The organism is Parachryseolinea silvisoli (assembly GCF_021190955.1).
In the GTDB taxonomy this organism is placed as follows: Bacteria; Bacteroidota; Bacteroidia; order Cytophagales; family Cyclobacteriaceae; genus Ohtaekwangia; species Ohtaekwangia silvisoli.
In genome coordinates this window covers 511,273-532,387 of the sequence record NZ_JAIOAO010000004.1, presented here as the reverse complement: position 1 = coordinate 532,387, position 21,115 = coordinate 511,273, and the positions used below count along the sequence as shown (strand labels likewise).

The 21,115-nt window shown below is 50.4% G+C and carries 13 protein-coding genes; 2 read left to right on the top strand and 11 right to left on the bottom strand.

The genetic code is table 11. The annotated features are described in order from the left end of the window. The first annotated feature begins 9 nt into the window (after positions 1 to 9). On the top strand, positions 10 to 582 hold the full coding sequence (locus K7P01_RS25070; RefSeq protein ID WP_267297327.1) for an RNA ligase 1 family protein: 573 nt from the start codon (positions 10 to 12) through the stop codon (positions 580 to 582). Positions 583 to 650: 68 nt separating this feature from the next. On the opposite strand, the gene K7P01_RS25065 is transcribed toward K7P01_RS25070, so the two are convergent. The 4 genes from K7P01_RS25065 to K7P01_RS25050 form a co-directional block, all read right to left on the bottom strand. Beyond that, positions 651 to 1,025, bottom strand: coding sequence for a VOC family protein (locus K7P01_RS25065; protein ID WP_267297326.1), 375 nt, complete (start codon positions 1,023 to 1,025; stop codon positions 651 to 653). A gap of 239 nt (positions 1,026 to 1,264) precedes the next feature. Then, the gene (locus tag K7P01_RS25060; RefSeq protein ID WP_267297325.1) at positions 1,265 to 2,821 is read right to left on the bottom strand and encodes an FAD-dependent monooxygenase; all 1,557 of its coding nucleotides are present in this window, start codon (positions 2,819 to 2,821) and stop codon (positions 1,265 to 1,267) included. 40 nt (positions 2,822 to 2,861) lie between these two features. Continuing rightward, positions 2,862 to 3,677 carry a helix-turn-helix domain-containing protein gene (locus K7P01_RS25055; RefSeq protein ID WP_317987631.1) on the bottom strand — a complete coding sequence of 272 codons (816 nt, stop codon included), beginning with the start codon at positions 3,675 to 3,677 and terminating at the stop codon, positions 2,862 to 2,864. A 64-nt stretch (positions 3,678 to 3,741) separates the two neighbouring features. After that, entirely contained in the window at positions 3,742 to 4,554 is an 813-nt protein-coding gene (locus K7P01_RS25050; RefSeq protein WP_267297323.1) for a GNAT family N-acetyltransferase, read from the bottom strand. 537 nt (positions 4,555 to 5,091) lie between these two features. Between K7P01_RS25050 and K7P01_RS25045 the strand changes: the two genes are divergently transcribed. Next, positions 5,092 to 7,608, top strand: a complete 2,517-nt coding sequence (locus tag K7P01_RS25045) for a Kelch repeat-containing protein (RefSeq protein ID WP_267297322.1) — start codon at positions 5,092 to 5,094, stop codon at positions 7,606 to 7,608. Between the two features lie 62 nt (positions 7,609 to 7,670). Here K7P01_RS25045 and K7P01_RS25040 read toward each other — a convergent pair whose 3' ends face one another. The 7 genes from K7P01_RS25040 to K7P01_RS25010 form a co-directional block, all read right to left on the bottom strand. Further along, positions 7,671 to 9,875 carry a hypothetical protein gene (locus K7P01_RS25040; RefSeq protein WP_267297321.1) on the bottom strand — a complete coding sequence of 735 codons (2,205 nt, stop codon included), beginning with the start codon at positions 9,873 to 9,875 and terminating at the stop codon, positions 7,671 to 7,673. Between the two features lie 149 nt (positions 9,876 to 10,024). Then, positions 10,025 to 10,846: a DUF3823 domain-containing protein gene (locus K7P01_RS25035; RefSeq protein WP_267297320.1), complete on the bottom strand. Its 822-nt coding sequence runs from the start codon at positions 10,844 to 10,846 to the stop codon at positions 10,025 to 10,027. A gap of 36 nt (positions 10,847 to 10,882) precedes the next feature. Beyond that, the gene (locus K7P01_RS25030; protein ID WP_267297319.1) at positions 10,883 to 12,946 is read right to left on the bottom strand and encodes a RagB/SusD family nutrient uptake outer membrane protein; all 2,064 of its coding nucleotides are present in this window, start codon (positions 12,944 to 12,946) and stop codon (positions 10,883 to 10,885) included. A 38-nt stretch (positions 12,947 to 12,984) separates the two neighbouring features. Continuing rightward, a complete protein-coding gene (locus K7P01_RS25025; protein WP_267297399.1) occupies positions 12,985 to 16,146 on the bottom strand; it encodes a SusC/RagA family TonB-linked outer membrane protein in 3,162 nt (1,053 codons plus the stop codon). Between the two features lie 96 nt (positions 16,147 to 16,242). Beyond that, positions 16,243 to 17,703, bottom strand: coding sequence for a glycoside hydrolase family 76 protein (locus K7P01_RS25020; protein WP_267297318.1), 1,461 nt, complete (start codon positions 17,701 to 17,703; stop codon positions 16,243 to 16,245). Positions 17,704 to 17,719: 16 nt separating this feature from the next. Beyond that, positions 17,720 to 19,543 (bottom strand): carboxypeptidase-like regulatory domain-containing protein, encoded by a 1,824-nt coding sequence (locus K7P01_RS25015; protein WP_267297317.1) that lies wholly within the window; start codon positions 19,541 to 19,543, stop codon positions 17,720 to 17,722. 449 nt (positions 19,544 to 19,992) lie between these two features. Further along, complete coding sequence (locus tag K7P01_RS25010; RefSeq protein WP_267297316.1) at positions 19,993 to 21,066, bottom strand: hypothetical protein; 1,074 nt, start codon at positions 21,064 to 21,066, stop codon at positions 19,993 to 19,995. Between the last annotated feature and the right edge of the window lie 49 nt (positions 21,067 to 21,115).

The window sequence follows — 21,115 nt, the reverse complement described above, 5'->3', positions numbered from 1 at the left end:
ACGTTATATATGAAGAAGATCAGTACATTGTTCCAAAAAGATCCGAATGATCTAAAACGTGTGATCAACCAGGTAAACCCTGGGAACGAATGGGTCTTAAACGGACAGGCTATTGCCACACGAAAGTTTGATGGCACGGCGGCGGCCATTATCAATGGCGAGCTGTACAAACGCTACGATGTAAAGAAAGGGAAACAAGCCCCTGTCAATGCCATCCCTTGTCAAGAGCCGGATACCATCTCAGGACACTGGCCACATTGGGTAAAATGCGAAGAAGGTAAATCTGAGGATCAATTTTTCCTGGAGGGCCTAAAAAATATCCAGGAAATTAAAGACGGAACCTATGAGCTGGTGGGCCCTAAAGTACAGGGTAATCCCGAAAAATTTGACCGGCACATGCTGGTACTTCATGGATCTGCTCATCTTGAGCTACCATCGCTGGAGTTTGAAGCGCTGAAAGAATGGCTGAGTCGCGAAGAGAACGATATCGAAGGTATCGTTTTTCATCACGTGACCGACGGCCGTATGTGTAAGTTGCGAAAATCAGATTTTGGTATCAAGCGAAAAAAGCAAACATCATAAATCTTGCTTCTTCCAACGGGAAAGATAAGATCCTTCAAAGCCTGCCTTTGAAGGATCTGTCGTATCTTCTAGGCCGCCTCAAACAATTCAATCTTGTTCCCCTCTATATCCAGAATGTGAACAAACTTCCCGTAGTCGTACGTTTCTACTTTATCCAGGATCGTCACACCTTCTTTTTTTAATTCTTCTACGAGTGCTTCGAGGTTTTCAACCCGGTAATTAATCATAAAATCGCTGGGCGAGGGCTCAAAGTATTTGGTCTTGTCTGAGAAAGGGCTCCATAGCGTATATCCTTCCTTTGTAGAATCTGCTTCCTCCCGCCAGTCAAACTTCGTTCCGTATTGTTCAGCACCAAAACCGAGATGAGTTTGATACCATTGTTTCATTTTCTCCGGGTCTTTACATTTGAAGAAAATACCCCCGATGCCTGTTACTCGTTTCATTTTTAGTTGTCCTTTAGTGTTCTTAGCCAAGATTGAATTGCATGCGAAACCAAAACCGAATGATGTCGCCAATGCCAAAATTATGAGTGTATTTTTATTCATTTGTTTTCAAAATCACTGCAGTTCGATCCTGTATTATCATTGATTCCTTAAATTTAAACGTTCTAAAATAATTTCCAACCCAACCTAAACATCCTGGAAAGACAATCTTCTTCGTAGTGTTTCCACTGACAATCCTGTCACTTCCCAATAGAGTTAAACCATCGGGCGGCCGCCTTTTGGAATTCGTCGTAATCCGGGGTGGTGTCAGAAGCCCAGGCAATAATCCCGTCAGGGCGTATCAATACGGCCTGTAGATCGAATGGGTCTTTTACGCGACCCGATATATACTTCATGCCGGCGCCATATTCACGTGCCAACATTTCAAGCGACGCGTCACCGTCAAAATCAAGCAAGATCCCACGTCCATCGTGCATGAGCTCACCCATCGTGGTACCATCCTCCAGCGTAAAGTTGGGAACACTGCGTCCTGTCAGCGGATGACCGCCACCGAGATCGTACTGTGTTAAAATACCCCATACTCTCCCCGCCATATAGGTGGCGCCGTCCGGCGTATCCAGCAGATCGCGCATAATCGCATTCAGCGCGCGGGCCTGTCGGTCCGGTTTCATGATGGCGACCTGGGCGCGCGACCAATCAAGTACCTGTGCACCCAGGGGGTGCCGTTCTGTATAGTAACTATCCAATAAACCTTCCGGTGCCTCCTGTCGAATCGTGGCGGCCAGTTTCCAGCCCAGGTTCATGGCATCGCCCAGTCCCAGGTTAAGCCCCTGACCTCCCAGCGGCGAATGAATGTGCGCGGCGTCGCCCGCTAACAGTATCCGTCCGTTGCGATAGGCGGTGGCCTGCCGTGCCCGGTCCGTCCACGTGGTGGCTATTTGCAGCGCACGGAGCGTCACGTCGGTGTTCGAGATGCGGCGTAGGACCTCCTGCAGGTGTTCACGCGTGACGGGCATCTCCGTACCGTGAAACGCCCCGGCATCAAAGTCCTGCAGGAGCAGATACCCGGGTTGGGACTGCATGTACATGCCCGTGGGTGTCAGGTTGCGGCCGGGGTTGAGTTTCTCCGGGTCGGCAATGTCAACCTGCGCTGTGTAGCCGGTAAATTCGGGCTCCGTGCCGGCAAATTCAAACCCTCCTCCTTTGCGAACAACGCTACGGCTGCCGTCGCACCCCACGAGCCACCGACCTTCAAAAGATTGGTCACCTGACTTCACCGTTACCCCTTCCGTCGTCTGTCGAAAATCAGTCACAGCAAACCCTCGCTTAATTTCTACCCCGAGGGCTTCTGCCCGCCGGGTCAGTATTGTCTCCAGCTCTTGAAGCTCAGACACCAAACTTGTATCGGTCGAGCCTGGCAGGCGATACCGCCACTGTGAGGTATCAATATTGCCGTCATGAAAAGGAATGCCGGCAAAGTGCCCGGCCTGGCGACGTGGCCCTTGTTGCACCGCGGTGGCATGGGGGTTTTTAATCCGTTTATGTACCTCCAACTCCTGCAGCAACCCACGACGGTAAAGCGCTTCGATCGTCGGCGCCGAGAGGCCCCGGATCCCAAAGGGAAGTTTCTTCAAGGGCGTGTGCGGATCCGCCGCCTTTTCCAGTATCAGGACGGAGCAGTTAGCCAGTGCCAGCTCGCAAGCGAGGAATAGCCCTACCGGCCCTGCGCCGGAAATGATTACGTCGTAAATCGTGTGGTGTTGTGCGGATTGTTTGCTTTCGAGTGTCTCGTTCATCGTGTATGATTGAGCCTCAAAATTCAGGAATGCTTTTGCGCTAGGCTTGTATAAACGCGACAAAATCGTCGCTTACGGTCTGTTTCGTTTTCTTTGCTTTTCGCGCGAACGCCGCCGGCGTGGTGCCGCTGTAACGTTTGAACTCCCGGCTTAAGTGAGATTGATCCGTATAGCCCAGCTCCTGCGCTATTCCCGCAAGGCCGGAGTCCGGATAAAGCCATAATCGGTTCCGTACCTGCTCAAAGCGCATCAGCCCCGACACGTCTTTAACCGTATGACCGGAAGACTGCTTGAAGTTCCGTTCCAGTGTACGAACCGTTGCATGCGCCGCGGCCGCTACCTGGCTTACCGGCAAACTTCCGTTTGCTTTGCGCATTGCCACGCCCGCTTTGTATAGCATACTGTCCATCGAAACCTGCGATCGTAAACGCAAGAAATACCGTTTCACCAGCGCCAGCGCATCCTCGATCTTGCCCGCTTGAATATACTTCTGTAACGGCGCCTGAAGCTCGGCGACCGGATGCTCAAATAGAAGCACACCTTTACCCGACGGCAATCCGAGCAAATCAAACACAGTCCAGGGATAACAGCGGATGCCCAGAATCTCCAACCGGTTCCGGGTGTAAAAATGAACCGGTAACTGGAGCAGGCCCATCATAAACGGCGATGGCAAAGGCTGCAAGCCCCCTTTGGAGGCAATACTGCAACCCTTCCCGAAATGAAAAATTATCTCCGTATACCCATCGGGTGGCACCTCAAAACTCGATTCCTGTTCTCCAAAATCTCTTTGGTTATACCAAAAGCATCTGATGGTATCCCGCAGTTCTTCCGGAGGCTCAAATTCGTGGTGCCGCATGTATACACCAAGATATGGCAAATTTCTGTAAAAGGGGAACCGGGCGAGGCAGTAATACGCCCGGCTACAAATCCCCTACCTCCCGATACATCCCACACGCCTGTATAAACCCAAATTGTTGATAGAACGACGCGAGGTGATCACCCGTAAAGAGCCCGACAACAGCTTTGGGATGAGCCTTTGCTTTCAGCCAATCAATAAGCCCTTGCACCACAGCGGTACCGATACCACGCCCCTGCCAGGCCGGCAGCACCATCACTTCGCGTATATAGTAAAAGCTCATATTATCGCCCACCAGGTAGGCACATCCCACGGCCTCTCCGGTAGTGGCATCTTCCGCTACCGCGGCCATTCGAAATACAGCAGGGTAATGCTTCACTTCTTCTCCATCCTTCAGCCAGCCCACCGCACGCATAAGTTTTGAATGCTCGGCAACGGTGGGCACCCGCAACACTATACGAAACGGCGACGTCTCGTGCACAGGATTCCTGGCCTTCGCGACCGCGGCGAAATGAATATAGTATCCATTGATGTCGCGTATAGTATATTGCTTATGAGCCCACGGTCTTATCTGCAACGGGTCGACAATGTCTGCCCCGCTCTTTTGATGAAGCGCGTATAGGGCCTCGATATTGCGCATGCGAATCCACACAGAATTACCAACCGATGCCGCGGCAAGCCCCGGCTCTTCCGAAAACTGTATATTTGCGGCACCGCGCCAGGAAACGGCCCCTAACGTCGGCGGATCCCAAATCCATTTGTCGGGAAAGCCGAGCACGTCCTGCCAATAGGCCACGGACGCTATTACATTCCTTACTGCCAGTACTGGCTCCGCCTGCTGAAGCACCGGCAATGGGTCATTGGCAATACGTTCCATACTATAAATGATTTGATTATTCCATCTTACTATTTTAACACCAACCACCTTCACAACACCTAATTACAACGTCCACGCTAAACACATCTCACAACGCCGCAAATGCCGGAATCACCCCCAGGCCGCCCAGGAATCTCTTCGGCTGACGAAATCTTTCCTGGTTCTTTCACCTGGACAGGGGCAATCACGTCGTGGCGCCGAAAACAGATGTAACCACTTGTCAATCAGCGTATATAAGACTTTAAATCGAAAAATCGCCATCCTCATATCATCCCGCTCCAAATCGCCCCAAAACCAAAACAATAAACTGACAATCAAGCAATTAACCATAAAAACAAGCACGCTCTTAGGGACTCCACGGGGCTTGTTGCACTACAGTGTGTTCCGTGTCAAATGGCCGGGACGACCCTCCGAACAAAGCCGGGACAAGAACGGAAATGATCCTTTTTTTTTATTTTGTCCCCCAAACCATCGACTAAGGCCCAAAGAATGACAGAGCAAAGAGGCGAAGGAAGTTTCTTTCGGAATTTTAAAGCTATGCTTTCACTGATAAAATCACATTGCTATATATTTGTGGCATTTGGTTTTATGCCGCTGCAAGCCGCCTCGCTGGGCGGTTTAAAGTTTCATGGCAGCGAACAATCGATCGATCAGCGCACGTCCTACAATGTCTTTGCCGATAAAACGGTCGAATTCTCCGACAACATGATCATTGAATTTGACCTGTCACTGTACACCACCACCCGCATCGGCTACATCATCCGGATCAAAAACAACGAAAGCAACCGGATCTATAACCTGTTCTACGACGCGCAGGGCGACAACCTCGTCTTTAAATTCAATGAAGAAGGCAAATATAGCCTGATCGTTGCCACCCTCAACCAGGAAGAATTGCTAAACCTACCCTGGTTTAAAATGAAAATCGCATTTGACCTCAAAAGCGATTCTATTTACCTGACGATTCATAACCAGACGTTCAGCGCCGCCAACAAGCTCCCCGACACCTATCATCCTACGATCCTCTTCGGCAAAAGCGATCACATTATTGATGTGCCGTCCTTTGCCATTAAAGACCTTTCCATCGGTGACAAAGAACGGTACTTCTTTCCATTAAAAGAAAGCAAAGGCGACGTCGTGCACGACGCCAATGGCAAAGTCTTTGGCCAGGTCTCCAACCCGGAATGGCTGATGAACGATGCCTACCACTGGCGCTATAAAACGGGCTTTAAATCAAAATCAGTAGCGGGCGCCAACTACAATCCTGAAAAGAAAGAAATATACTACTTCAACCGCGACTCCCTGTGGCTCTACAACGTGCGCTCCGGAGAAACGAACATACAGGTCTTTGGAGAAAAATGTCCGGTGGACCTGGTCCTGGGAACCAACTTCATCGACACGAAGAAAAACAGATTATATTCCTACGAAACCTACTATGCGCCACCCCGCGACAATTACACCGGCCCCACGGTCGCCAGCCTCGACCTGAATACTTACCAATGGAATGCCGAAAATTCCAGCCAGCTCATTAGCCCGCTCCACCATCACGGCGCGTACTTCGACTCCGCCACCGCGCAATACACCATCTTCGGAGGCTTCGGCAAGATGCATTACAGCAATACATTCTTTGCCTACGATCTGAACAAACAGGCGTGGGACACCCTGGACGCCTTTTCGGGAGACTTTTTATCGCCGCGTTATTTTTCCGCTGTCGGATATCTCAAAAAGAACAACTCCATCTACGTCTTTGGCGGCATGGGCAACGACTCCGGCGAGCAGACTGTCGGAAGAAAATACTACTACGACCTCTATAAAATAGACCTAACTACCCGCCGCGTCTCCAAGCTTTGGGAGATTCCCTGGGAACAGGACAATGTAGTGCCCGTACGAGGAATGGTCATACTCAACGACTCCTCCTTTTATACGCTTTGCTACCCGGAACATTTCTCTGAATCGTTCCTCCGGCTCTATCAATTTTCATTAAAAGACGGCAGCTATAAAATACTGGGCGACTCTATTCCGATATATTCCGACAAGATCACAACAAACGCCAACCTTTATTACGATGGCAGCCTGAACAACCTGTATGCGGTCGTCCAGGAATTTGACGACGACATCTCTTCCGACCTAAAGATTTATTCCCTGGCGTTCCCTCCTATTACGGCCGACGAGCTGGCCAGCTATTCACGCGAAAAAAACAATTATACAGTCATCCTTTTGCTTGTGTCTTTAGTAGCCGTTGGTGCTGCCTATGTGCTCTTCAAAAAGCAGCAATCCAAACACAGCCATACGGAGGATGAAACCCAAAATATATACATTGGCACAGACAAGCCCGAACCGGTAACGACACAGCCGAACGCTATTTATCTCTTTGGCGAATTCACCGTACGCGATCGAAACAACCGTGACATCACCTATATGTTCAGTGCACAGCTGAAGCAGATCTTCTGTCTTATACTACAGTACACCATAACAGAAGATGGCATCGCGTCGCAGCGACTCAGCAACATCCTCTGGCCGGACAAGCCGGCGGATAAAGTAAAGAACTCCCGCGGCGTTTCCATCAACCACTTACGCAAAGCGCTAAGCGAATTGGACGGAATAGAGCTACTCTATGACAAAGGTTTTTTCAAAATAGAGCAAACCGGAAGCTTCTACTGCGATTACACGCGATGCATCGAAATCATCTCCGCCAACGAAGTGGACACACGCCGTGATGAGCTGATTGAAATCGTTTCCCGTGGCAAGTTCCTGCAGCTCTCCGATCACGCCTTATACGATTCCTTTAAAGAAGAAGTAGAAAAGAAACTGGAGCCGGTACTATCACTGGAGATGGAAAAGAGCTTTGACGCCGAGCTTTATCTGACAACCATCGCTTTTGCCGAAGCCATCAGCAATATCGATCCGTTACATGACGCCGCGCTGACGTTCCAGATCAAGGCCATGCAACGATTAAAAATGAACGATGAAGCGCGAATCCGGTACCAGGCTTTTGTGACGGATTATAAAAAGGCGATGGGGAATGATTATCCCCACCCCTTTAAAAGCCTAACGTAAACTTACCCAAGCAAAACGCTAAACTTAACAACTTACCTAAACTAAAACCTTCCTATCTAAAATCACCAGCTCAGCTTCACGTGAACGCCGTCGGGATTGTTTTCAAAACTCAGGAAACAGGTCTTACTCGCAGCATCCCAGGATGTCTTCGATTCAACCAATTTTCCAGCGGCATCCGTTACCTTTGTTTCCTTTGCCTTCGCCGGTAAAAGCACCCGCATCACATTGGTCGTGTTCAGCGGGCTCCTGGCAACAAAAGTATACGACCTCCTGGTGACCTTTTCGTCGTAGACACGCGCAGCCGCCGCCAGTACCTGCGGTGTATTCGGATTTTTGATACTGCCAATATTGAACAAAAATGCCTGCTCACCCGGATTCACTTGCTTTTGATCCAATACAGGAATTTCCGGGTCGAACAGATCGATCAGCTTGCCTTTCAGGGTATACGGAGATTGATCGGCATTTTCATCCACCACGGAAATAATTTCGTAAGGACCCCGCGTCAGGGCAAAGTGGTTTTTATACTTCAGCGCGCCACCACCGGCTTGTGTTTCGTATAATTTCTTAACCGTATTGACAAACGCGTCATCACTGTTTGCCTTCAAAACAAACTCTTTCGGGTCATTGCGCAGAATAACAACCTTTCCTTTTCCGTAGGTATACTCCCCCGCCGAAAAAGGCTCTTTCAAACCGAGTGTTTTAAATAAATGCTCGGACGGTGCATTGAATGTATTCCCGTCCGTATTCCACCATTCCTGTACACGCTGAAAAGGATCCTCATCTCTACCACTGTATAACAAAAATCCGCCATTTTTCACCCACTCGGCAATATGACCATGCGCATGCTTGTCCATGGGCTTCATATTGGAGTACGACATGATCAGGATTCTGACGTCCTTCCAGGTTTGAGGGAACGACACATTTTCAATGTGTACCGTTTTAACCGGAACACCCCGCTTCAACAGCGGCAGTGCCTGTCCATAAAAATTGGCCAGCTGCGGATCTTCATAGCCGCTGTGCGTGGGAAACCGCTGAAACATCAGCGAGTTGCTCATCAGAATACCGATACCCTGCGAACCGCTCACGTTGTTCTCCGACAGCGGCATGTTGTTCAGGGTATTGATCATAACCTGCATCTGCGTAGAGTAAAAACGTGGGATCTGCTCCTTTTTATCGCTGTTTGCGCTGGTGCGATAGAGGCCCTGGTATATCCGGTCCGGCCAGGGCATCACTTCATAATCGGCAATCATCGGGTACAGTATCTGTGCCGTGAACGTAGCCTGATAATTTTTCTTATAGTCGGCCCAGTCGCGTGGCCAGTCTTCAATCGGGTCGGTCAGGAAAAACATCTTTCTTCCGGTAGGCGCCGTCATAGATTCCATGGAACCATACTCCAGGAATGCCGTTTCAAATACGCGTTCTTTTTCACGACCGTTAAAATAATTGGGCTCGCGCGACGTGCCCGTCCATACCTGTGCAATATACCCGTCCACGCAGGGCAACGATGCCAGGCTCGCTTCGGGGCTCACGATCATCCACTGCGAATAATTCACCAGCGAATGGGTCGGCACGTAACAGCGCACGTTCATGCCTTTGCTTTTACCATACTCCTTGGCGTACGTGAAACACTCGTTCAACGCCCGGTAGTACAGGTGATACTTTAACTTGTTAGACAAGTAGGTGTTTTCCGGCGACTCGTGCTGCGGTCTCCAGTCAAACCCATAATATTCTTTCCATTCTTTTTTGAACGCAGTGCTGTAGCCCGACCGTGCCCAGAACTCCGGTTCCTCCAGGAAGATGGCGTCAATACCCGCATCGATCACGCGCTTGATCACGGTCTCCTTCATATACCGGATGAAGTTCATCGACGGCACAATGTACGGCACCAGGCGTCCGTGCCACAGGGTATCGCCCTTTTGAGTTACCTGTCCTTCGTCGAGATGCCATTTACCATCCCACTTACCGGTGAAATAATCCTGGTATTCCCCCCAGGCTATGCCGGTCATAAAATGTGTTTTGTATCCTTTGTCGCGCCAGCTTTGTACGCGCTCCTCAAAGGTCATGCTGCCCTTGCCGTGATGCTCTTTCACGCTGTAAACAATCGCGACATCCGCCCGTACGTCCGTCACCGGCTTCCAGGGATTGGAAGTTTGAAATACGGTCTTTTCGCCGGGCAGGCCGGACGGCCGCTGCGCTGGCTGCCGGGACTGAGAAAACGCTTGACAAGAAACCGTTACTAAAAGATAAAATAGAATCGACTTTCGCATGGTACTATATACTCTTTGTTAAAGGAAAGAAGGTCATGCCTCCCGGCGAGCCATTGGAATGGCTTCCTGTGACATGACCTTCCTATTAATTCCAGAGAGGGTCAAAGATTAAAACCGTCCATAGAGCGGTCTTAATCTTTTAATCAATATTAGGGAACCAGCAATTGCTTGGCTTCATTGTAGTTATATCTTTTCGTGCCGCTGCCTTTGGGCGTATCGTAGTTGATCCGTGCTGCTGCGCGAACAAAGACCACTTTTCCAGACGGAATTGGAGCTGCCGCATTTGATTCAATGGTAACGACCTCACCCAGCAAGGCATTAAACGTATTGCCCGTATATTCCAGCTTGCCGGACCAACGCGGGTCGCGTGCACGGTATCCTACACTTGAGGAATAGCTCACGAAAAGCTGCACATCCGTTACATTTTGAAAGTTGGCGTCATAACCGCCCATCGGCTCGATCTTCGAACGAAACTCCTCTTCCGACACACCGCGCGTAACACGCACTTGTGCTTTAACCTTACCGTTGATGATTTGAGGTTCACCCACCCACTCCACATTCAGGAAAGGCTGTACTTCAAATTTCACCTTCGTCAGATCGGTGATTTCCTCCGTTTGGGTGTCGTCGGCCAGGGGCGTGCCGCGGTCGTCTTCACGAAGCAGGGGAATGAACGGGCCATGAATGGCGATCAGGTATGTACCGCCAAACAGCTTGGTATTTTGAAACGTACCATCAGGTTTGCAGAAGAAATCAGGGTTGTGCTGTACGTTGGGACCGTAGCTGAGCTCCGTCAAACGCACCATAATACCTTCGCTCCCCTGGTCGGTCAGTATCGGTGCGCCGGTCTCTGCGTCGACCACTTCGCCCTGAATCGTTGCAGACGGCTCGTCTTTGTTATCCAACTCAAACAGGCCGCACGATTGGAGCGAGAGCAGTGCGAGCAACACGATGTATAATGATATCTTTTTCATGTTCATAATTCTTAAGTATTGGCAATTCATGATTCCCTATCGGTTCGGCTGCTGATCGATGACAGGGCTCTTCGACACCTCACCACCTGGGATCGCAAAGTAATAATCGATAATGTTATACTCGAATGTCTTCTGGGCCACCCATTGAAAGTGGGCATCGAAGAAATACTTTCCCGTTTGAGCGGAGAGGAACGGATATAAGCCGCGGAACTTATAGCGTGCGTTGTCGCTGAAAGTATTCTTATCGCGCTCTTCACCCCAGAAAAGGTCACGCGCGTCGTAGTGTTGTACTCGCCAGCGACGCAGGTCCCACTTGGTCTTGTGTTCCATGGCAAGCTCCTTACGGCGTTCTTTCCGAACAATGTTACGGCCATCGTCGCTGCCCGGAATGCCGCCGATGAGCGGTGTCGCGCCGGCTCTTTCACGAATCGCTACAATCGCGTCGGTAGCCGTCTGCAACATATCCGATCCATCCGGAGAAGCTTCACCGGCCAGGGTTAGCTCAACGCCGGCTTCCGCCGCGTTCAGCAATACCTCCGCATAACGCATCAGCACATACGGCTGCGCAGACTTGCCTTCGGCCGGTACAAACCCAGGATCCGGGTTCAGCCACTTGCGGCCTAAGAGACCGGTAAGGCAACCTTCGCCATTGTTGTAAAAAGGACCATTCGCGCCGGCAGCAGTCTTATTCACACCATTCACGGGCACGATCTCCTGGTCGGTTCCTTCGCGCGGGCTAAGATACAGCGTCTTGGGCGCCGTCGTGTACTGGCTCAGTTGCTGATAATGTGTTTGAGAATTGCCATACGAGTAATCCGTAAACAGCGGGTTTATCGGAGTATTACCGGTATAGATCCCGGCCCGGATTTCAATCTCCCGGTTTCTGAACGCATCGCCCGGAAAGATTACGTACGCACGCAGACGCGGCTCAGCATTTTTGAAGAAATCCATGGGCGTATCATACAGCACATAGGTACCTTCGGTGTTTGTATTCCCGGTAGTAACCTTAATGGTACCGTCCGGGTATCGAGGAAATCCGTCAAACAGCTCGACAAAGTCCAGCGACGGGCAAGTACCCGATGCCAGCGGCGATTTGAAGATAAACGGCGAATTGTAAGCGTCGTAAGCGTGTGTAGAGGTCGGAAAAACATATTCTCTGGCATAGATAGTCTCCGAGCTGGTCAGGTCCGAAAACATGTCCACCATGTTTTGGTATTGGGCGTCCTTGTTGGCGGCGTCCCATTTCTTCTTATACAGTGAATATTTATTGCTTTTAATCACTTCTCGCGCCGCGAGATAAGCTTCGCGGAAATACCGACGGGAGGCTGCTTGCGACGTGCTGGCGTCAAAACCAATAACGCGCACGCCTGTTTTTTGACCAAGGCCGGTGAGTCGTCCCGAAACGGTCTCATTGTATTTCGCCACACTGCCGGCATACAACATCGCTTCCGACTTGAATGCCAGTGCTACAAACTTATTCGAGAATCCTCTATCTTCGCTGGGGTTGATCTCCCGCAGTAACGAGATCGCCTGATCATAGTCAGCAAGAATCTGGTCCCAGGTCTCTTCCTCCGACGCACGAGGCACTTCCATATTTTCTGCGTCCCCCGGATAACGAATCAGCCGCGTCACCAGTGGCACACCACCAAAACGACGCGCCATGGCATAAAATGCTGTCGCACGTGCGTAGTACGCTTCGCCCAGGTAATGATTGTAGTCAAGCTCGGCGAACGAGCCTTTAAAATCCGGCAAGGTTTCAATCAGGTAGTTAGCATCGCGGATCAAAATGAAGGCGTCTTTCCAATACGCCGTCCGCTCGCTGGTAAACGCACGGCATATACCATCGCGGTTCAGCGCTTCCCCAGTACCTTCAATACCCGAGGCATTCAACCAACCGTTGTATTCCATGCCCCATTCGCCCATATACTTAAAATCCTCGAACGGCATTCTGCTATACATCCGGGCCAAATAAACCTTCATGCCCGATGCGTTCGTCAGCAGCGCGTCATCGCCCACGACGTTTGGCGGCGGAATGTCCAGGTCCGCGCAAGCGGAGAGGTAGAACAAGCCGATCAGGAATAATATATTAATCCTTTTCATAGTATATAATCAGATTAAATCTCGTAAGTCTTTAACAGTTAAAATTTGGCCGACACACCCAGTGTATAGGTCTTGTTGAGTGGATACAGTCGTCCCAGGTCGTCATCCGGATGCTCCGGATCGACAAATTTCACCCCCGTGATTGTAAACACGTTGTACGCGTTGGCATACACGCGAAGATTCAACGGCGAATTAGGTCTGAGTTTAGGTAACGTGTAACCCACCTCGATGCTCTTCAGACGGAGGTATGCCGTACTCACGCGGTTAAACTCAGAGTTCTCCTTCGGGCTTCCTGTGTAAGCATAGTAGCCACTTACCCATTGCGTCTCCGGGTTGTAAGGATCGGCTGTCGGGTCTACCGGGTGCCAACGGTCCAGGTATTGCTCCAGCGTACCACCGCCATTCGTTCCCCAAATGGCATACAGCGGCTCTTTGTAGGCCATAGAACCCATCGCAGTACCCTGGAAGAGGAAGTTCAAATCGAAATTCTTGTACGTAAAGTCAGCGCCCATGCTAAAGTTCAACCACGGTGTTTGATCGTACGCGTAGGGATGCTGATCCTGATCGTTGATCTCGCCGTCACCGTTCCAGTCTTCATATTTGTAGTCGCCCGGCAATACGTTGCGGTCTTTGTAAACCGGATAGGACCAAATGTCCTCCCAGCTTTCATAGCGTCCGGCAGATTCGAAGCCAAATTGTACGCCTTGATAGCGGTTGTTCAGGTTGTCATTGCGCCACTGATCGTACGAGTTCGCGTACGGTCCGTTGGCGGCGCCGAACAAATACTTGTTGCGCGTAATGGTCGCGATGGCTTTTACCTTGTAGGACAAATCACCGATTTTATTACGGTGATTGATCTCGAGGTCCATACCGAATTGACGGTCGCTATCCAGGTTCTCTCGGGGTGCATCCGTTCCCACAACGGTAGGAACATCGCGGTTAAGCCGCGTCAGGAGGCCCGTCCGCTTCCGTTGGAAGTAATCTACCGAGAAACCAAACAAACCGTTCCATCCTTCATAGTCGATACCGATATCGATCGTCTGAGCTTCCCACCACGTGGCCTGGTTATTCGGAACGATCAGGTCAACAGCATTGACAAATTGGCCTCCGAACATATTACCGGGAGCATATTGGTTATAATATCCCTTCTCAAAGTTCGAGTTTGTGGACGGGTATAGATAGCCGGGATACCAGTCGTACTCGAGCTGGGCATCATCGGCTGTGACGCCATAGCTTGCGCGCAATTTCAACTGATCAACAAACGACAAGGCTGAAATAGATTGGAAGAAGGGCTCTTCCGAGATCCGCCAACCAATAGACCCCGAAGGGAAAAAGCCCCATTGGTTGTCCTGAACAAATTTCGAAGAACCATCATAGCGGAACTGGAATTCAGCAATGTAGCGATCCTGGTAGGTATAATTTAACCTTCCGAACGTTGCCGCATTGGCAATTTCATAAAGATCATTCGGGTTTGGCGACATGCCGCTTACCATTCCTTCGTTTGTACCGGCCAGCAGGTAATCAATACCGAACGCCAGGTTGCGTTGTGAGAAGTAGTTATCTCCCTTCCGGTTCTGGCTTTCGTAACCTAAGAGCCCCACCACTTTATGATCGCCAAAGGTCCGATTGTAGTTCAACAAGAACTGGCCCAGCCACTGCCGTCTGTCCGTCATGGAACGTTGCAGCTGGTTCGGTGAGCTCGCTGTGTACACGCGGGAGATATACGCCCCGGTTGCAGGATCGGTGGAATACAAGGAATACTCGCGACGGAAGGCGGTATTGTTATTCTGACGATAGTCATAGCTAAACAACCCTTTGGCCGAAAAACCTTCCAGCGCAGAGGATAAAGTCGCTAAATCGAAGTTGAGGGAAATAGATGACTGGAAGTTCTTTTGCTGATACTTTCGGTAACCCGATACATCAGAAGTCATTTTCGCTACCGTGTTTTCATCCAGGTCCAGGCCTTCATAGCTCAGCATGGTATTTTCCGGGTCAGCATACGCCGGGAACAACACACCCTGTCTCCAGTAGTTCCGGATGATATCCACCGAGCTGGAGTATGGATTATTTTGCTCGTCCGCAAACCCTGCCAGGTTGAGATTCAATGACAACCCTTCGGTCAGCTCCGTGGTGATGTTGGAGCGCAGGTTAAACTTTTTGTAGTTCAAATCACCTGACTTGAAAAAGCCTTCCTGGTAAAGATACCCGCCACCGATATAGTATTGAGTCTTGTCCGTTCCTCCGGAAATACTCAGATCGTGCTGTGTTTGTGGCGCCGATTTGGCAATGATCAACGAGTTCCAATCCGTGGAGCGGCGCGTGCCATTCCGGAAGGCTTCGAAATCCGCCGCATCGTAGATGATCGACGGTTTATCAATGTCCCTCATGGTCTGCTCGTTGTAAAGCGTCATCGTTTCGAACGCATTCGCGAGCTTAGGCATATTCGACGGCGTTTGTATGGTATACGAACCGCTATACGAGATGACCGGCTTCCCTTTGCTACCTTTTTTGGTAGTCACCAGGATCACACCGCTCGCCGCGCGCACACCGTAAATAGCAGCCGAAGCATCTTTCAGGGCCGAGATATCTTCGATATCGTTCGGGTTCATCCGTTGAAAATCCTCCATCGTACGCTGCACACCGTCGATCACAACCAGCGGCGCACCCATACCACGGATGTCGAAGTTGGCGCTGTACGAACCTGGCTCAGCGCTTTTTTGCCATACACGCACACCGGCAATACGGCCCGTCAGCATGTTTTGTGGGTTTTCGTTTTTGGTTCGCAGCATTTCGTCGCCTTTGATGGCTGCCACAGAACCCGTCAACGTAACTTTTTGCTGTGTACCATACCCTACTACCACAACTTCTCCGAGCTGTGTAATATCAGACACCAAGGACACGTCGACATTGGTTTGCGCACCCACGACTACCTCCTGCTGTACATACCCGATGAAGGAGAAGACCAGTATATCCTCACCGTTGGTAACATTGATCACAAACTTTCCATCGGCATCTGTCGTGGTGCCACGGTTTGTGCCTTTGACAAGTACGCTCACACCCGGTAAGCCCGTTCCGTCATCCGATGACGTAATGGTACCCGTTACCGTAACACCCTGAAACGGTAAAGCAGTAGAGATGGCGATTGCATTTATATGTATATCTTTTCCGTTGTTTGCTTCTGATGCAAAAACAGAAGCCATCACAACGCACTGGGTCACTATTCCGTAGGCGGAATACTTCAGCAGTTTCTTTGATAATGATTTGTATTTATTCTGCATATGCTAAAGATCTTAAGTTCATTTATCCAGTTGATAGCGTGCCAATACAGCATACTCAGCGGCATAGGTAAAATTGAACATACCCTCCGCCTGGTTCTTACTGTTGTCACGATTCCATCCGAGCAGCAAATTGGTGGGCAGAAAACCCTTGTATGCAAAGTTGTCGTAACCGTAGTCCAGGTTCTTTTGGAAAGACTCGGCGTACGTACCAGCCGTGGCATATTGCGGGGCCGTCTCTGTGAAGGCACGTAGTAAAACGCCATTAAACCAGGTGCTAAAACCTCCGATGTCATACGTATAATAGCCGGTTTTAGTCTGGTCCAGTTTGGCAAAGTACTTGAAGCTGTCGTCCGACAATTTCTTAGCATCTTCCAGATAGGCATTATCGGTGGTTACCCGGTACAGATCGGCTGCGCCGGAAAGCATCGAGCCGCTGTTATACGAATACGCAGGGCCAACGCGATCCTTGCACACAATGCCTTTGCGGTAGGTACCGCCACCGACAGACTCTGTCTCAGGTCCGCCGGGTGTACAGCCACCCATGAAATCATCGTATACACCTTCGCTGCTGCGCACCAGCGCTTTCTTCTGCCAGGCATATATTTTCTTCGCAAAATCCAGGTAGTAGTCGCTCTTCTTTACCTCTTCGGTCAGGCGGGTTTGTTTGTCCGTAGCGTCGATGTACCGGCGGGTGATTACATCGGCTTTGCCTTTGTATACCTCGTGCAGCCATACCAGCGGGCTTACCATAGGACCGTTGCTGCAAGAGTGTTTAGTCACATAACCGGGTCCCCAGGTTATACCACCCACCTCTGCGCCATTGGCATCCAGGGTACAATCCCAACCATCCAGTACGTATTCGGTTAAATACTCCGCTTTGTCCAGGTACTTCTGCTCGCCCGTCAGTTTATAGGCTTCGATCATCTCGCGCACGAACCACATCTGGTCATCATACACGTTGTGAATCCCATCTACCTGGGCAGAGCCCTTGGCGCCGCCGCGGTCCACGCCGTACACCGACCAGCTTTTGGTCTGCGTGTAGGACGTCAACTGAAACGTTCCCTTGTAGAAATCCGCATTCTCGTATAAATTGGAAAGCAGGTCCTTGTACTTGCTAAAATTGGCATCGTATAGGGCGGAGTTTCCGTCGTCTTTCTGCGCTTGAAGGCCATGAAGAATGGCATTCACCGCTTCTATCCCGGCGGTATACATCCATACACTTCCCTTTTCGTCCGAACGGGCGCCAGTATACGGATTGTAAAACCTGGCCATCGCCATGCCGTCGCCCGTAAAGTGGGCAGCGACTGTAGCGTCGGTAAGTTCCATTGCACGCTTCAGGTTTTGTTCCGGCACGTTCACCTCACCGTCGCCATCCGGATCAGTATCCGGTCCATCGTCCGATGATGTATCACTACAGGCAGCGATGATGAATAACAACACAAGACTGCAGGTAGCAAAAAAATTACGAAATAGTATCATTGTATAATCTCTTCTTTTAGTTCAAGTTAATCTGATGGAAAACCAGCTTGTTCTCACCGGAGTCGGCAACACCATTGTACACACCGATGACAATCGTTACATCTTGCCCATCAAATTGTGACAGGTCATACGCGAACTTGGCGTAGTCGTCCGGATTACCGGATCCACCTTGCTGGTGGGTGAATTTCCAGGTACCATCTTCGGCGGCACTGGCATTTACCACTGCTGCATTAAACTGAGGATCTACATGTGTGACCGTACCATCATTTTGTATGGCCGTAACTTTAAAATAAGTAGGGTTATTGCTGAAATTACGCGTGCTCAAGGTGAGCTGATCGCTGCCAGAGGCGATGGAGAACTTCGCGTACAGATAGGCTTCGGGCACCACGGTGTTTACTTCGTTCGTGCCGCGTGTTTTGATCAGATAGCCTTCTCCCGCAAACACTTCCGGATCTTTCTTCAACGGAACAAAAGACCAATTTGCCCCGATATGATTATTATCACGCCAGCTACGATAGGCCTGGATATAGTTGTCACGGTTTTTGTCGCCGGTATACGTGGTAAGTCCGGAGAAGACCTTTTTGTTTTGAGGCATGGTCGAGCGCACAGTCTCAACAGACAACTTCCATCCGGGAACAACTTCAGTACCTGGCAGCCATTCCGTACCAACTACTTTCCGGTCGGCAAAGCGAATGGCCCGAAGAACAAGTTGTTTCCAATAGTCGCCGGTAGCCGCACGGTAAGTACCAATAACAATAACGACCTCTTTGCCGACGTAGGTACTTAGGTCAAAGTCAAAGTCCTGATAGGCTTCCGAATTCAAACCTTTCGTGTCGCCAATTTTTTTAGCAACAGGTTCTGCCTCGGAAAGGTCGATCACCTGTACACCCCAAACGGTAGGAGCCGCATCCGAAGCACTGTGGGTGCGCACGCGTAGCGACATGATTTTGTTGTCATCGGTAATCTTTTTGCTACCCAACACGAATGAGTCAAATACTTCCAGGTCAGCTGGATTTGTACGCTCGGCGTCACCGTTGCGGATTTGCAGCGTCGTACCTTCATTCTGTTCTTCCCAGGCGCCGCGGAAATCAAGCGTACCCATATAGTCGGTCGACCAGTCCCAGTGCGGATACGCATCGGCGTTACGGCCACCGCGATATTCGTTGTAATACCACTTTTCAGCCGACGCCAGATCGTCCGCGGTGAGACCACGCAACACTTCCTTGCCACCCATCCTTACGTCAACAGTAGCCACGCCGGTTATAGCATCAAAGTCGGTTTTGGCAACGGTCTTCGTAACGTCTACATAGTTCTTTTTGCTGAAGGTCACAGAATAGTTGTCGACAATCAGGTTCTCGATGGAGAATTTACCATCACTGCCGCTGGTTGCAGAACCTGCGACGCCTACAGTAACCGTTACACCTTCCAGCGGAGCATCGCCATTGGTGGCATCGATAATAGTACCGACAATCATCTTGGAGGCGTCCAGCATCATCACGTCGACGATCACCCGTTTGTCCTCGTCAAAGTCGCTGGCATCGACGCTCTTGCTGGTTCGCAATAGCCCGGTCTTGGAAAACGTCACAGCGTGCAGTTTCATCGACACGCCGTCTACGCTGTATTTTCCATTGGCATCGGTCGTCAGGACGATATCCTCCTCCTTAACGCCGGAAATGGTCACTGTAACATCGGGAATGGCTTGCCCATTCTCCCCTGTAACGGTGCCGGAAATGGATCCTAACTCGGTTGTGGGGCCATCGTCCTCCTTACAGGAGCCGAACGACACAGCGAATGCCCCCAGCAAAACAACGTACCGTAAGAATTGTAAAGCTTTACTCATTGGTTTTTAGGTTTAGATGAAAAACTGGTCCAGTAGCTTTTTAAAAAAGTTTTGACTTGCCAATTATCGATTGCGGGATGGTTGCTATCGATTGCAAATTGTACCGAGTTTACCAGTCAGGTGGTTAAAGAATGGGTTAAAACCGGGTTAACGGAGAGAAAAAAATCGTTAATCTGCGAATTAGGGCACTTTCGCTGTTTGCGGTGGTAGAAATATTTTGAGCGTAAAACGGAAAAATTAAACATCGCACACAGACGCGCACACCGTCGGCTAAACCGATTTATAAAGCATTCAGCAAACGTTTGGGAAGGCACCCCGACACTGAGTGTTCGAGGAAGGTTATTAACCCGATTTTCAACGACATCTAATACATTGAAAATCAAACAGTAATCTATATTAACCCGTAGATAAAGGGTCATTTTAAGGCTACAGCCGGGGACTACGGATGTTTACGTGACATCCGTTGCGGAAATGTATGCGGGGCGCGTGCGGATGACAGCAGGCACCTCCTCCGGCACGTTTACGAACTTGCAGATTACATCGCCACCGGCATTCTTCATGATCTTTTGCACAACCCCCAAATCCAGGGTCTTCAACGTCCGACACAGTGCGGAATCTTTGTCAGCCACCGTAATGGCGGAATGCACCTGATATCTTGCCAACAAGGCTTCAATTAACCGCTGCAGATCGGCTTCGCATCCATCGGCATGATAGATTCCTTCCAATGCCAGAAACGTGTACCGGTGCTTCATGACGCGGTTAAGCAATGGCAAACGCGACATCAGCGACAACAGCAATTTGCCATAACGCCCCGGCAAGGAGCGAACCTGCCAGCAGTCCGGTGTTGCCTGAACGCCCGCGACAACCTCCCCGTTCGGGTTGCGTAGCACAAAGTACTGCCCGTCCCGAAACAGGTTTTCGATACTGAACATCGTATAATCGGCGTAGAAGTACGCCAACCGCCGCTTCATATCGGCCAACGCATCGTGCCCCTGAAGCGGTTCGGGCCGCGCATCGCTTCGGAGGGTAAATCGTGTGAATATAAAAGTGGAATAGCGCCGGACCCGTTCGAAACCAAACGCACGACATAACCGGACCGACCGCACGTTCCGCGGATCCACATACGCATAGTGAAAATAGCTGCCGCTCGACCGCGCCCACGTGTCGGTCTCCAGAAGCATGGCAATCTCCTGCCGCAAGGCACTCGTACGTCGCCCAACCCTGTGCTCGCGCGGCATGCGCTTAAACTGATCCAGGAAAGCAAAATACCGGATATAAAAGGCCGGTATCCAATTACCCGCCGCAGAAACTCTCCGGAAACAAAAACAGCACGTGCCCACCGTCTGGTCACCACGCTTCAGGCTGATAAAATAAGGATCGGCAATCCCGTCGATCTTTCGCGCTACTTGTGTATGCTGATAACACATACTTAGCCCGGGTGTACCGATAACGTTGTGAGCCAGGATGTGCCGCACCTGGGCGGATGGTGAGGGATGTATGGTTAAATACCTAAACTGTGTCATGACGAACCGGGTGCGACCAAGATAGAGCACTCCTCCCGGAAAATCAATC